Source organism: Pseudomonas sp. GW821-FHT07G10 (assembly GCF_059418545.1).
The window spans coordinates 68,451-82,465 of sequence record NZ_JBWKQB010000014.1 but is presented as its reverse complement, the minus strand read 5'-3'; the positions used below and the strand labels follow the sequence as shown (position 1 = coordinate 82,465).

General features: G+C 53.9%; 15 protein-coding genes. 10 read left to right on the top strand and 5 right to left on the bottom strand.

Going from position 1 to position 14,015, the window contains the following annotated elements; all coding sequences use genetic code 11:
• Positions 1 to 2: 2 nt before the first annotated feature.
• From AC07O1_RS16875 to rfaH, 5 genes are all read right to left on the bottom strand, one after another.
• Entirely contained in the window at positions 3 to 824 is an 822-nt protein-coding gene (locus AC07O1_RS16875) for an aldo/keto reductase (RefSeq protein WP_495089431.1), read from the bottom strand.
• Positions 825 to 918: 94 nt separating this feature from the next.
• Complete coding sequence (locus AC07O1_RS16870; protein ID WP_495089430.1) at positions 919 to 1,539, bottom strand: hypothetical protein; 621 nt, start codon at positions 1,537 to 1,539, stop codon at positions 919 to 921.
• 13 nt (positions 1,540 to 1,552) lie between these two features.
• Positions 1,553 to 1,882 (bottom strand): hypothetical protein, encoded by a 330-nt coding sequence (locus tag AC07O1_RS16865; RefSeq protein WP_495089429.1) that lies wholly within the window; start codon positions 1,880 to 1,882, stop codon positions 1,553 to 1,555.
• On the bottom strand, positions 1,854 to 2,129 hold the full coding sequence (locus tag AC07O1_RS16860; protein ID WP_495089428.1) for a hypothetical protein: 276 nt from the start codon (positions 2,127 to 2,129) through the stop codon (positions 1,854 to 1,856). The genes AC07O1_RS16865 and AC07O1_RS16860 overlap by 29 nt, the downstream gene beginning before the upstream one ends.
• A gap of 162 nt (positions 2,130 to 2,291) precedes the next feature.
• Positions 2,292 to 2,849: a transcription/translation regulatory transformer protein RfaH gene (gene rfaH, locus AC07O1_RS16855; protein WP_495089427.1), complete on the bottom strand. Its 558-nt coding sequence runs from the start codon at positions 2,847 to 2,849 to the stop codon at positions 2,292 to 2,294.
• A 613-nt stretch (positions 2,850 to 3,462) separates the two neighbouring features.
• On the opposite strand from rfaH, the gene AC07O1_RS16850 reads away from it, so the two are divergent.
• The 10 genes from AC07O1_RS16850 (at position 3,463) to pseI (ending at position 13,973) form a co-directional block, all read left to right on the top strand.
• Positions 3,463 to 3,903 carry a low molecular weight protein-tyrosine-phosphatase gene (locus tag AC07O1_RS16850; protein WP_495089426.1) on the top strand — a complete coding sequence of 147 codons (441 nt, stop codon included), beginning with the start codon at positions 3,463 to 3,465 and terminating at the stop codon, positions 3,901 to 3,903.
• A gap of 37 nt (positions 3,904 to 3,940) precedes the next feature.
• Positions 3,941 to 6,166, top strand: coding sequence for a polysaccharide biosynthesis tyrosine autokinase (locus AC07O1_RS16845; protein ID WP_495089425.1), 2,226 nt, complete (start codon positions 3,941 to 3,943; stop codon positions 6,164 to 6,166).
• 271 nt (positions 6,167 to 6,437) lie between these two features.
• The gene (locus AC07O1_RS16840) at positions 6,438 to 7,724 is read left to right on the top strand and encodes a lipopolysaccharide biosynthesis protein (RefSeq protein ID WP_495089424.1); all 1,287 of its coding nucleotides are present in this window, start codon (positions 6,438 to 6,440) and stop codon (positions 7,722 to 7,724) included.
• Entirely contained in the window at positions 7,725 to 8,723 is a 999-nt protein-coding gene (pseB, locus tag AC07O1_RS16835) for a UDP-N-acetylglucosamine 4,6-dehydratase (inverting) (RefSeq protein ID WP_495011800.1), read from the top strand. It abuts the gene before it with no gap.
• A gap of 3 nt (positions 8,724 to 8,726) precedes the next feature.
• Positions 8,727 to 9,887 (top strand): UDP-4-amino-4,6-dideoxy-N-acetyl-beta-L-altrosamine transaminase, encoded by a 1,161-nt coding sequence (gene pseC, locus AC07O1_RS16830; protein ID WP_495089423.1) that lies wholly within the window; start codon positions 8,727 to 8,729, stop codon positions 9,885 to 9,887.
• Position 9,888: 1 nt separating this feature from the next.
• Entirely contained in the window at positions 9,889 to 10,524 is a 636-nt protein-coding gene (locus AC07O1_RS16825) for an LbetaH domain-containing protein (protein ID WP_495011798.1), read from the top strand.
• Positions 10,521 to 11,222, top strand: a complete 702-nt coding sequence (pseF, locus tag AC07O1_RS16820) for a pseudaminic acid cytidylyltransferase (RefSeq protein WP_495089422.1) — start codon at positions 10,521 to 10,523, stop codon at positions 11,220 to 11,222. The genes AC07O1_RS16825 and pseF overlap by 4 nt, the downstream gene beginning before the upstream one ends.
• A gap of 11 nt (positions 11,223 to 11,233) precedes the next feature.
• Positions 11,234 to 12,370, top strand: a complete 1,137-nt coding sequence (pseG, locus tag AC07O1_RS16815; RefSeq protein ID WP_495089421.1) for a UDP-2,4-diacetamido-2,4,6-trideoxy-beta-L-altropyranose hydrolase — start codon at positions 11,234 to 11,236, stop codon at positions 12,368 to 12,370.
• On the top strand, positions 12,370 to 12,927 hold the full coding sequence (pseH, locus tag AC07O1_RS16810; RefSeq protein ID WP_495089420.1) for a UDP-4-amino-4,6-dideoxy-N-acetyl-beta-L-altrosamine N-acetyltransferase: 558 nt from the start codon (positions 12,370 to 12,372) through the stop codon (positions 12,925 to 12,927). The genes pseG and pseH overlap by 1 nt, the downstream gene beginning before the upstream one ends.
• Positions 12,924 to 13,973, top strand: a complete 1,050-nt coding sequence (gene pseI / locus AC07O1_RS16805) for a pseudaminic acid synthase (protein WP_495089419.1) — start codon at positions 12,924 to 12,926, stop codon at positions 13,971 to 13,973. Before pseH ends, pseI begins: the two co-directional genes overlap by 4 nt.
• The last annotated feature ends 42 nt before the right edge of the window (positions 13,974 to 14,015 follow it).

Sequence of the window (14,015 nt, the reverse complement as noted above, 5' to 3'; positions counted from 1 at the left end):
GTTCAAACCATTGCCAGTGGGTGCGTGCGCTTTGGAGCGCAGAACACCCGGTCAATCGCCTGCAAGTCCTCGGTGTCCAGTTTCAATGTCGCTGCTTCGGCATTCAGCCGGACATGCTCGGGCTTGACGGCTTTGGGGATGGCGATGACCCCGTCCTGACGCAGCACCCAGGCCAGCGCCACTTGCGCCGGAGTCACGCCATGAAGGTTGGCGATATGCTTGAGCGTCGGACTGTTGAGCAGTTCTCCCCCCTGGGAAATCGGGCAGTACGCCATTAGCGGCAGATGATGCTGCTGCCCCCAGGGCAACAGATCAAACTCGATGCCACGCTCTTCGACGTTGTAGAGCACCTGATTGGTTGCACAGGCCGCACCAGCCAGTTCTTGCAGGTCCGCCAGGTCGAAATTGGAGACACCCCAACGTCCGATCTTGCCCGCCTCGCGCAAGCGCTCGAAGGCCTCGACCGTTTCTTCAAGGGGATATTCACCGCGCCAATGCAGCAGATACGCATCGAGATAGTCAGTGCCCAGACGCCTCAGACTCCTCTCACACGCCAGGGGGATGCCTTTGCGACTGGCATTGTGCGGGTAGACTTTACTGACCAGAAACACCCGATCACGCTGACCACGGATCGCTTCACCGACGACGTCTTCAGCGCCGCCCTCGGCGTACATTTCCGCGGTGTCGATCAGCGTCATGCCCAGTTCAATGCCTGATCGCAACGCAGCCACTTCAGTAGCGCGCTGGTGCGGATCCTCACCCATGCGCCAGGTCCCCTGGCCGATGACCGGGACGGATACGCCTGCCAGATCGAGCGTTCGCATTGCAACCTCCTGATGACATCCGATGACTATCAGTGTGGCACCCGTTCAGCAAAGGGGGCGACAGGAGTGAAGGTCAAGGGCTGAACGTCAGACCCTATGACCGGTTTGGCAGCACGCGCCAAGAGGGTTGGCGAAAGGCTTTTTCCTCTCCAGAAAGCGATACGGCAATATGACCCAGCGTCGTTTCCGCTGAATACTTCTCGAGCGTTGAACAAAAGCCGATAAAAAGCAGACCACCCACCAATGCCGCAGAGTGAATGCTCCTGATATCGACATTCCTGGTGAAATAAAGGAATGCACAGGCGGCGGAAGATCCGAGCAGCCCGCCTGCAATGGCTTCTGACAGCGGGTGTACATACGGGGCCACACAATTAACCGTGAACCACCAGCTGGCCACCAGGCCCAGACCGGCTGCCGGCCATCGAAACCGTGGTTGTATCTGCCCGGCAAGCAGACTCAGCATGACCGGCACGACCAGGCTGAAATTCGTCGCATGACCGCTAATGACCGCGATATCGAGGCTTTGCCAGCCAATGCCCCAGCCTTTGAAAAGGATCTTGCTCGCGCCAACAATGAGGTAGGCAAGGAGCAAAATCACGCCCCATAGCAGTGCCGACTTTCTTGACCTGGACACGCAAAGCCAACCCGCAACAACCAACGCCGCGGGAATCATCACTGAGATGCCTGCGTACTGAGCGATTTCCACCAACCTCATACCTGCAACACCTTCAAATACTGGATGCCATCTGATCTGAACCGCATGACGGTCGTGTTCTGGCGAAAGAATCCGCGGAGGCTGCGGTGGAGCTTTCCGGGCAATGCTTCAGCCCTTCAGATCGTCCCTCCAGCGAGCTCATCACCTTGCTGTTCCAGCCAGCAGCCGCAACAGCCAACAGTGCCAGCACGAACAACACAACCAGTCCCGTTGCCAGTTTTAAAATGGCTGACATGGCAATCTCCTGCCCCGTGACACTGTCGTTCAACTCAAGCACTGGCGTCGCTGCACCGTCCTGCGCAGGCAGGCGCGACTCATAGGCTGCGATGCCCAAGCGCTTCAAGACGCTCACCGCTCGACGCCAGACTGCCAAACCGCCCGGACCTCACCTCTTCAGCATAGACATCCAGTTTGTTTTCGCCCGCACGCAGCACCGCCGTCATGCGCAGCACAGCCTGAGCATCTGCGTCATTCCCGGCCATACCCAGACGTTCGGCAATCCGCAGCAGTTCCACCGCAGACCATTTCAGGTCTGATGCGATGCCCTGAAGGTCACGCTTGAGGTCCTGCTCGGGTTTAGTCAGTAACATGGATCGTTCCCTTTAACATCGAAGCGCCAATGAGGGAGAGTGGTATCGATGATCGTCCCCTGGCGAAGGGAAAACCTTTTTTTGCAAATAACCATTGATCACGGCCAGGATTTTTTGCGGCCAACGGGTGTTTTTCCAGCAGGTGCCGGAACACAGCGCTTCTCAACGCTTACTCACCCCAGCCAAGGGCATCGTGATTTTCTGCTCACGTTGCAGGAGTTTCATCAGCAGCACCACTCGCTCCTCTCCCTCCATCGCCAGGAAGATGGCTTCCAATTCGACAAACGGCCCCTCGTTGATACGCACCCGTTCTCCGCAGGCAAACCGAACCTCCACCGGAGCTCCGCTATCGTGCTCGCGAAGTTCTGCGATCAAGGCATCTTCCACGGGAAGCGGCTTGCCTCCAAAACTGACAATTCGCGATACGCCGCGGGTAGAACGCAAGGGCGCCCAGTTATCATCCGAACCGAGCTGAATAAACAGGTAACCTGGAAACAGCGATTCGCAAACAATCCGCCGCCGCCCCTGTACAACACGCTCGCGCCGGTGCGTGGGGCGAAAGCAGGTATATCCCTGGTTCACCAGATGGGTCACCGCCCGTTCGTCCTGGCTCGCCTTGCACTGGACCAAATACCAGGCGCTAGCGGTGAGGTTCTCACGCTCGCTGTTTCGAACAGCTGTTCCATTATGGGCGAACACAATGAGCCCCTTCTGCTTCATCTACCTTAAACTTCGAATTACTCATCATGGCTTCGCCCATACAAAAAAACAGCCCCAGCACTGCTCTGGTCAGCGCATTCGGATAACGCCTGCTTACGACATCGTCGGGTTTACATTTTCAAAGCCTGATGTACTGGATCAGCGACTTGTTAACCACCAGCAGTATTTCCCTGGGTACGGTCTTAGGGGCCAGGCAACTAACCAGTGCCATAGCCAACCGAGGGGAAAGGAATAGGCGAATCATGAAAGCTTCGCCTATTCAGAACACCCAAAACCTGTAACCAACGACCAAATGTTAGAAAACCCTGAACGCCGGGCAAGACTCTTACGCTCGCGGTGTCGGGCTTGAGGATTTTAACTATAAAAACAACCTTATAACGACCGGCACAAGAAAATCCGAAAATGTTATTTTTTGTCTGAATACAATCAAGAAATGTTATTTTTTGTCTGCGCAGATCTGAAAATGTTATTTTTTGTCCGCATTAATCAATGGATAGTTTTTTAAGTGCAGCGCCCTATCACCGCTCGGCATTTAAAGGTTGAAGTCTTCGCAATTTCACAGTTATGATTTTCGACACTATTGCAAATAGTTGACGCGACAATGGAGGTTGCCTTGTTTAAAAAGATTTTAATCGTTTGCATTGGCAACATTTGCCGCAGTCCTACTGCAGAGAATTTGTTGCGAGACGCACTTAATCCATCCGACATCGAAGTTAGCTCCGCGGGTCTTCACGCGCTTGAAGACAGCCCCATCGAACCCACTGCCCGGGTCGTACTGGAGGAGCATGGCCATCTGCCAAAAGACCACAAAGCCAATCAACTGACCGCCGCCGCCATCAGCGAATCGGATCTGATCCTGGTGATGGAGCAGCACCACATAGACCGTGTTCTCAAGCTTGCGCCTGAAGCGCGCGGAAAGGTCTTCTTGCTGGGCAAGTGGCAGAACGACCGCGAAATCAACGACCCCTACCGTCAAGGCAAACCGGCCTTTGTGCACGCATACGCGTTGATTGAAGAAGCAGTAAACGCCTGGGCACGGCGTCTCGCACGCTAAACCACTCCTCGAATACTTGTTAAAAAAGAACCCACTTATGCAGCAAGCTCCAACATTAACCTCACATGACGATGATGATGAAATCGACTTGATGGGTCTACTCGGGACAGTGGTCGATCATAAATGGTTGATTGGCGGGATCACTGCTGCCTTTATGGCCGTTGGAACTGCATATGCGGTGTTGGCCACTCCTGTTTATCAGGCGACTGCCTTGATACAGGTGGAGGCAAAAAAAAATGACATGCTTGGTTTCTCCGATATCGGCAGCATGTTGGGTAAAGAGTCGCCTTCCGCCACAGAAATTGAACTAATCAAGTCGCGCGCAATCATCGGCAAAGTTGTCGATAATCTAACGCTCGATCTTAGCGTCGAGCCGAACCGCTTTCCGGTGATCGGCGACTTTATTGCTCGTCGGTTCAAACCAGACGCTATAAATACGGTCGCGACGCCATGGCTTGGCATGAACAGCTTTGCCTGGGGTGGTGAAAAGCTGAAAGTATTTCAGCTCGAGCTCCCACAAGCGCTCCTGAGTCAGGAGCTGACGCTGGTCAGCGGTGAAAACGGCCACTTCAGGTTGCTGGATGGAGACGACAATGTCCTGGTCCAAAGCCAAGTGGGTCAAGCCTATGACCAGGATGGCATCAAACTGCAGATCGAAGTGTTGCAGGCTAATCCTGGCACCACGTTCAGCATTGTACGTGAGCCACGCCTGACCAGTATCTTGAAGTACCAAAAGGTGCTGGATGTAGCAGAACGTGGTAAAGAATCCGGCATGATTGGACTTGCTCTTGAGAGCACGGCCCCGACTGAGGCCATTCAAATCCTCAATGAAATCGCCAGGCTCTATGTACGGCAAAATGTTGAGCGGACGTCGGCCGAAGCCGCTCAAAGCCTGGAGTTTCTAAAAGATCAACTGCCCCAGGTCCGTCAAGATCTGGAGAAAGCCGAAAACGCCCTGAACAAGTATCAGATTCGTAGTAAATCCATCGATATCAGCCTGGAAGCCAAAGCCATTCTCGATCAGATCGTGGCGCTTGACACCAGCATCTCCGCACTGAAATTGCAGCAAGCGGAAATGGACCGCAAGTTTACCCCTCAGCATCCCGCCTATCGGGCCTTGCTCAGCCAATTAGCCGAGCTCACAGGCAAGCAGCATGGCTTGGCCAAAAAAGTCGAGGGCCTGCCTTCAACACAGCAAGAACTCCTTAGCCTCACCCGCGATGTAAAAGTCAGCACCGAAATTTATACCCAGCTCCTGAATAAATCCCAGGAACTGGATGTGATGCGTGCCGGCACCGTGGGCAACGTGCGCTTGATCGATACCGCCGATGTGGATCTGCGCAAGCCGATTAAACCGAAGAAGGCCCTGATCGTACTCCTCGCCACCCTGTTCGGGACTTGCCTGGCGATTGCATTGGTGCTTTTCCGCAAGGCCCTTAACCGCGGCGTGGAAAATCCGGATCAAATTGAAAAGTTGGGATTGCCGGTGTATGCATCTATTCCATTCAGCACGCTGCAGAAAGTTGAAGAAAGCAAAATCCCCCATGCCCGGGGCCGCGCCAACAAGACCGCACCCATACTGGCCAGCAGTCACCCCACCGACCTGGCGATGGAAGGATTGCGCAGCCTGCGCACCAGCCTGCACTTCGCCATGCTTGAAGCTGGCAATAATCGCCTGATGATCTCCGGCCCAAGCCCCAAGGTCGGTAAAACGTTCATTTCCGCCAACCTTGCCGCCGTCATCGCTCAAACCGGCCAACGGGTATTGCTGGTCGACGTGGATATGCGCAAAGGGTATCTGCATAAAATATTTGGAGTCCCCGCTGAAAATGGGCTTTCTGACTTACTGGTTAAGCGTTGCGACCTTGCAACCGCGATCAATAAAACTGAATTCGAACACCTTGACGTTATCGGCCGCGGACAAATACCGCCCAATCCTTCAGAGCTGCTAATGCACTCGAACTTCAGTGCCTTTCTGGAGCAAGTCAGCGCCCAGTATGACCTGGTGATTCTGGATACCCCGCCATTGCTGGCGGTGACGGATGCGGCCATTGTCGGCCGCCAGTCGGGCACCAGCTTGATTGTGGCGCGTTTTGCGCTTAACCCGGCTCGTGAAATTGAATTGACCATGCGTCGCTTTGCACAAAATGGCATTGATTTGAAAGGCGCGATTTTCAATGGCGTTGAAAAACGCGCCTCAGCCAAATATGGCTATAGCGATTATGGTTATTACAACTACGAATATAAGTCAGAGAAAGTTTAAAGTTACACAGTAGCCCTGATGATAGCTGCGCAAACCCTCTAACAGCACCCATAGCACCGTACTCTCTGCATCAGCAACACAAGATGCAGAGCCACTGATAACTCAAGCCGCTCTCAGGGACTAGCGTCTAATCCTGGGGCGGTAGCGTGCCCAAATCATAGTTATTACTGCTACTGATTGATTGTCGAAAAAGGCCTTATAAGTAGCCTTGCAAATTCCGTTAAGCCTGGCCATAGCCCCCCTTCGCCAATTGTAAAAGACACAACATCCAATGCCGAAACAAAGCCTCACACGCGTTATTAATATCGCACTGCGCGGTATAACACTCGCCAGCAAGTTTCTGTTGATATTTTTCTTGGCGAAATTTCTCGAGCCGGCGGAGCTGGGTCTCTACGGCTTGCTCACCGTCACTATCGGCTATGCACTTTATCTGCTGGGGTTCGACTTCTACACGTTCACCACACGGGAAATTCTTAAACGAGAGCGCCACGAATGGGGTGGACTGTTCAAGGACCAAGGCGCACTTTCGCTGGTACTTTACGCCATAGTCCTACCGCTGCTGAGCTTGATTTTCCTAGAGGGACTCCTGCCCTGGAGCGTCGCGGGCTGGTTCTTTATATTGCTGGTACTAGAGCATTTGACGCAGGAGCTGGGTCGCCTGCTGATAGCGATCTCGGAGCAATTGCTCGCTAGCGTCGTGTTGTTTCTCCGTTCTGGCATTTGGGCGGTGATCGTTACGTCGGTCATGTTTGTTCAGCCTGATACTCGCGATCTGGACTTTGTGCTTGGCGGCTGGACGCTTGGCAGCCTGGCAGCACTGTTTCTGGGTATCTATCGCTTAAAGCGTTTAAATATTTCCGGTTGGCATAAGCAGGTCGATTGGCAGTGGATTGGTAAAGGCCTGAAAGTCGCCATCCCCTTGTTGATAGCCACTCTGGCTATCCGCGGCGTGTTTACAGTGGATCGCTACTGGTTTGCGGACCTGACGAGCCTGGAAACCCTGGGCGCTTATGTGCTGTTTATGGGAATCAGCAGTGCGCTTCTGTCATTTCTCGACGCCGGCGTATTCGCCTTTATCTACCCCGGCCTGATCAGTGCGTATCACAACAAGGACGCTGTTTCTTTTCGTCTTAAGCTGCGTGCATTACTGTTGCAGACCCTGATGTTTTCAGGTGCGTTTGCGATAATTGCGCTATTGGTTATTGATCCACTTTTGATCTGGCTTAACAAGCCGTTATACCTTGAAAACCAAGGTCTATTTCCCTGGACCCTGCTAATCACGCTGCTCTATTCGCTGGGCATGGTTCCGCACTATGCGCTGTATGCACAAGGGCTCGACCGGCCGATTATTCATAGCCATATAGCCAGCCTGCTGATCTTTCTTCCAACAACCTGGCTCTTTTCCAGACACTGGCCCTTACAAGCGGTGCCATTGGGTCTGTGTGCCGCTTTCTTGCTGATCCTGTTGTGGAAGTGCTTGGCTTTTATCCGTTTGACCCCGGCGCAGTACCGATCGATTTCATCTACACCTATAACGCTTTTCAAAGGAACCCGTTGAATGCTTACTAACAAAACTATTCTCGTCACTGGCGGCACCGGCTCTTTCGGTAATACGTTCGTGCCCATGACGCTGGCAAAATACAACCCGAAAAAGATCATCATCTTCTCCCGTGACGAGATGAAACAGTGGGACATGGCCAAGAAGTTCGAAGGCGACTCGCGGGTGCGCTTTTTCATCGGCGATGTACGTGACAAGGACCGCCTGTACCGGGCACTGGACGGTGTCGACTATGTGGTGCACGCCGCCGCAACCAAAATTGTACCGACTGCCGAGTACAACCCGTTTGAATGTGTGAAAACTAACATCAATGGGGCAATGAACCTGATCGACGCGTGTATTGATAAAGGTGTGCGTCGCACTGTTGCCCTGTCCACCGATAAAGCCAGCAGCCCAATCAACTTGTACGGCGCGACCAAACTGGCGTCAGACAAAATGTTTGTCGCAGGCAACTCCTATTCGGGCGCTCATGACTCACGCTTCGCCGTGGTTCGATATGGCAACGTCATGGGGTCACGTGGTTCGGTAATCCCGTTCTTCATGTCGATCAAGAACAAAGGTGTACTGCCAATTACCGACGAGCGCATGACACGTTTCATGATCTCGCTCGAGGAAGCGGTAAAGCTGGTCTGGCATGCCTTTGAAGACATGGAAGGCGGCGAGATTTATGTGAAGAAAATCCCGTCCATGAAAGTGACAGATCTCGCTCGAGTGGTTGCCCCGGAGGCGGAGCAGAAAGTCGTCGGTATCCGTCCCGGCGAGAAACTCCACGAGCAGATGATCAGCGCCGAAGACGCCTATTACACCTACGAATACCCTCAGCATTTCAAGATTCTGCCGACGATCAATGGCTGGGCCACCTGTGCCAAGCGCATCAAGGACGGTACTCGAGTGCCGGAAGACTTCGTCTACGCCAGCGATAACAACAGCGAGTGGATGAGCGACGCCGATCTGGAAAACTGGATCGACATCAACCGCGAAAAGATCGGGAGCATCTGATACATGATTCCCTACGGCCGCCAAGAAATCACCCAAACCGATATCGATGCGGTCGTGGGTGTACTGCAATCCGATTTCCTGACCCAAGGACCGATGGTGCCTCGCTTCGAGCAAGATGTCGCGCAGCACGTCGGTGCCAGCCATGCCCTGGCAGTGAACAGTGCCACCTCGGCATTGCACATTGCCTGCCTGGCCCTTGGGCTTGGCCCGGGCGATCGGTTGTGGACCACACCGATCACCTTCGTGGCCTCGGCCAACTGTGCGTTGTACTGCGGCGCCGAGGTCGATTTTGTCGATATTGACCCGCGTACCTACAACCTCTGCCCGCAAGCGCTCGCGCTCAAGCTGGCACAGGCCGAACTCGAGGGCACGCTGCCCAAAGTGCTAGTGCCGGTGCATTTGTGTGGCCAGCCATGCGACATGCAGGCCATTCATGCACTGTCCCAGCGCTACGGCTTCAAGATCATCGAAGACGCCTCCCACGCCATCGGTGGCAAGTACCAAGGCGAGTTCATCGGCAACTGCCGCTACAGCGATATCACCGTATTCAGTTTCCATCCTGTGAAGATCATTACCACCGCCGAAGGTGGCATGGCACTGACCAACGATGGCGAACTGGCGAACAAAATGGCCCTGCTGCGCAGCCACGGCATCACTCGTGATCCGGCGCAGATGACGCACGAGGCCGATGGCCCCTGGTACTACCAGCAGATTGATCTGGGCTTCAATTACCGCATGACCGAACTGCAGGCCGCATTGGGAGTTACCCAGATGGAGCGCCTGGATCAGTATGTGGCTCGCCGCCATCAACTGGCCCGCCGCTACGACGACCTGCTGGCCAGCCTGCCGGTCAGTACACCCTGGCAGCACCCGGACAGCTACTCCGGCCTGCACCTGTACGTTATCCGCCTGCAGCTGGATCAAATCCAGAAGACTCACCGCCAGGTCTTTGAGTCTCTGCGTGAGCTGGGTATCGGCGTCAATCTTCACTACATCCCGGTGCACACCCAGCCTCACTATGAACGCATGGGCTTCCAGCCTGAAGACTTTCCGCAGGCGCAAACCTACTACCGGGAAGCTATCAGCATCCCAATGTTCCAGACCATGAGTGATGTTCAGCAAGATGAAGTGCTCCAGGCCCTTAAATACTCTTTAGAGGCATAAGATGATCATTTCGCCATCACTCGAAGTGCTGAACAGATTGATTCAACATCAGATTCATAATTTGTTTCTGCTGGATGAAGCCGAAAGCGACTCTTTATCTAGATGTCTAGCCGAAGCCCTGAGCAAAACTGAAAAATGCTTTAGTCAGTCCTCAAACAAGTACTACATGAAAGACGGAAGGGTTTTCTTTTCCATCTATCACTCCGGGCAATACTGCATCTTCTTGTACTTCCTCTCCCGCCAAGTTTTTTTGGATAACCCAACAAACCCAGTGCTGGCCGATAAGATTTATTATTTAAACAAGACCCTGAATGGGGTGGACTTGTATTATGAGGTCTTGATGCCAGAGGTTTTCCATTTAGACCACCCGGTGGGCAGCGTGATGGGACGGGCAAGCTATGGAAACGACTTCACTTTCGCTCAGTTGTGTACGGTGGGCAATAACCAAGGCGTGTTCCCGAAGATTGGCAAAAATGTCCAAATGTTTTCGGGATCGAAGATTTTGGGGAAATGCTTAATCGGCGACAATGTCGTGGTCTCGGCCAATACTTATATAAAAGATACCGATATACCCGCAAACTCCTTGGTCTTCGGAAGCTCACCCAACCTCGTCATCAAGCCGAGGAACAATAGTTGACTACGAAAATTGCAGTAATTCCTGCTCGAGGCGGCAGCAAGCGCATCCCGCGCAAGAACATCAAGCTGTTCTGCGCAAAGCCGATGATCGCCTGGTCTATCGATGCAGCGCTGCAAAGCGGCTGCTTCGATCAGGTGATTGTTTCCACCGATGATCCAGAGATAGCAGAAGTGGCTCGTTACTATGGAGCCACGGTGCCCTTTATGCGCCCCGCGGAACTGTCGGACGACCATACCGGCACCATTCCGGTCATTCAACACGCCATTGAATGGTTCAATGCCCAAGGTCAACCCGTCGAGCACGCTTGCTGCCTGTATGCCACCGCCCCTTTCGTCAGCCCCGAAGATATCCGCCGCGGTTTTGGCACTCTCAACGATGCCGGCTGCGATTACGCCTTTTCGGTCACCAGCTACGCCTTCCCGATCCAGAGGGCGATTCGCCTGAATGCCGAGGGTCGGGTCGAAATGTTCAGTCCGGAGCATTTCAACACCCGCTCTCAGGATCTTGAAGACGCTTGGCACGACGCCGGGCAGTTCTACTGGGGCCAGGCCGATGCCTGGCTGCAAGGCCGGATGATCTTCAGCCCGGGCTCGATGCCCGTAGTTCTGCCGCGGCACCGCGTACAGGACATCGATACGCCCGAAGACTGGGTGCGAGCCGAATGGTTGTTCAAGGCCATGCAGGCTGAAACGCAGTGAAGATGCAGACAATGAAGGTCGTCTTCCGCGTCGACGCCTCACTGCAAATGGGCACGGGGCACGTCATGCGTTGCCTGACCCTGGCCACTGCGCTCAAGTTGCAAGGCGGTGAATGCCGGTTTATTTGCCGCGAACATCCCGGCAATTTGATCGAACATATCCGCAGCAAAGGCTTCCAGGTCCATGCCTTGACTCTCACGGACTCGGCTGGGGTGAACTTGATTGCCGTCAATGTGCCGACCGCTGAGCCGCAATTGGCACATGCCGCCTGGCTTGGCTCCACTCAGGAAAAAGACGCCGCCGAATGCACCGTCATTCTCGGCGAGTTGATACCTGACTGGCTGATCGTCGACCACTATGCGCTCGATGCTCGTTGGGAAACTGCGCTGAAGTCGCATTACCGCAAACTGATGGTGATCGACGATCTGGCTGACCGTCCACACCAGTGCGATCTCCTTCTGGATCAGACCTTCGGTCGCAACGCCAAGGACTACGCACCTTGGCTCCCTGACGCTTGCACCCTGCTCTGCGGCTCGCAATATTCCCTGCTACGACCCGAGTTCGCGGCCTTACGCGCCTACAGCCTGGAGCGTCGGAAAAAACCGCAACTCAAACACCTGCTCATCACCATGGGCGGCGTGGACAAGGACAACACCACCGGACAAGTTCTGCAAGCGCTCAAATCCACTGAACTGCCAGCCAACTGCCGGATTACCGTGGTCATGGGGTCTACTGCTCCGTGGCTTGCCGAAGTTCGCCAACTGGCCGAACAGATGCCGTGGTCCACAACCGTCAAGTCAGGCGTCAGCGATATGGCCCAGCTGATGGCCGAGAGTGACCTGGCGATCGGTGCTGCAGGGGCCACCACCTGGGAACGCTGCTGCCTGGGTCTGCCGACCGTGTTGGTCGTTCTGGCGGATAACCAGAAAATGGCCGCAGCAATTCTGGATAAAGCACAGGCAGTCGTAACGCTAAGTCTTGGAAAGCACCTGATAGCAGAGTTGGTACAGATAATCGGTGTACTTCGGCATGACAAGTGTCGCATGAAGAACATCACTGAGCACGCCAAGCAAATTACAGACGGCACAGGCTGTCAATTTGTCGCAAGCACGCTGGACAAGCTGAATACTGAAAAATGGAGCATGTAATGCAGCTACTTGGAAAACTGCGCGGTATTAAACAGCAAGAGCTTGAACTAATGCTCGGCTGGCGTAATGCTCCCAACGTGCGGGCCAATATGTATACCCGCCACGAAATCAACATGGACGAACACCTTGCTTGGTGGGCACGAATTCAGCAGCGCGACGACCAGCGATATTTCATGTACGAAGCAGATGAGATACCGCTCGGTATTGTCGGTTTTAACGGGATCGACAGAACCAGCGAAAACTCAGCCTGGGCGTTCTATGCATCTCCCGAGGCACCGAAAGGCACCGGCAGTAAAATGGAATTCCTTGCTCTGGACTGTGCGTTTGGTGAACTTGGCCTTCATAAACTTCATTGTGAAGTGCTCGCCTTCAATGCCCCGGTCATCAAACTGCACCAAAAATTTGGCTTCAGCGTAGAAGGTATACTTCGCGAGCACCACAAAATCAATGAAGACCTTATCGATATATATCGGCTGGGCCTGCTTGCATCTGAGTGGACTGAGAAGCGTGCCGACATGTTGGATAAATTGGTAAAACTCTCCGGGAGAAGCGCATGAATCCGAACATTTCAATTGCAGGGCGAAAAATTGGCCCCGATTACGCTCCTTACATCATCGCCGAGCTCTCCGCTAACCATAACGGCAAGCTTGAAACCGCGCTAAAGATCATCGAAGAAGCGAAAAAAGCCGGTGCTGATGCGGTCAAGCTGCAGTCCTATACTGCCGATACCATCACCCTCGATTGCGACTCTGAAGACTTCCAGATCCGCGGTGGTCTATGGGATGGCAAGACGCTCTATCAGCTTTACAAGGAAGCCCAGATGCCTTGGGACTGGCATGCGACACTGTTCGAGCATGCTCGCAAACTGGGGATCACCATTTTCAGTTCGCCCTTCGATAACACCGCTGTCGACCTGCTGGAAAACCTCAACGCACCGGCCTATAAAATTGCTTCCTTTGAGGCAGTTGACCTGCCCTTGATCAAGTACGTTGCCAGTACTGGCAAGCCGATGATTATCTCCACCGGTATGGCCGATGCCGAAGAAATCCAGGAAGCCATCGACGCCGCTCACGAAGGTGGCTGTAAGGAACTGGCCATTCTTCACTGCGTCAGTGGTTACCCCGCGCCAGCCGCTGATTACAACCTGCGTACCATTCCCGACATGATGCGCCGCTTCGGTTTGGTCACAGGCCTGTCCGACCACACGCTGGACAATACTACCGCCATCGCCAGCGTAGTGATGGGCGCGTCCATCATCGAAAAACACTTCACTCTCAACCGCAGTGGCGGTGGTCCGGATGACAGCTTCTCGCTCGAACCGGCGGAGTTGGCTGCGCTGTGCCGCGACAGCAAGACTGCTTGGGCAGCATTGGGCCAAGTTGATTACGGGCGCAAATCCAGCGAACTGGGAAATGTGAAGTTCCGACGGTCACTATATTTCGTGAAGAATTTGAAAGCTGGGGACGTGATCACTCCGGAGGCTGTGCGAAGTGTCCGCCCAGGCTTTGGTGCTTCTCCAAAGCAAATAGAAAATGTGCTTGGAAAGCGGGTAAATATAGCAGTTAACATAAATTCACCAGTACGTATGGAGGACGTAGAATAATACGCGCCCAAGCTGTCGTGTTCGTACTGGAAAGATTAACTT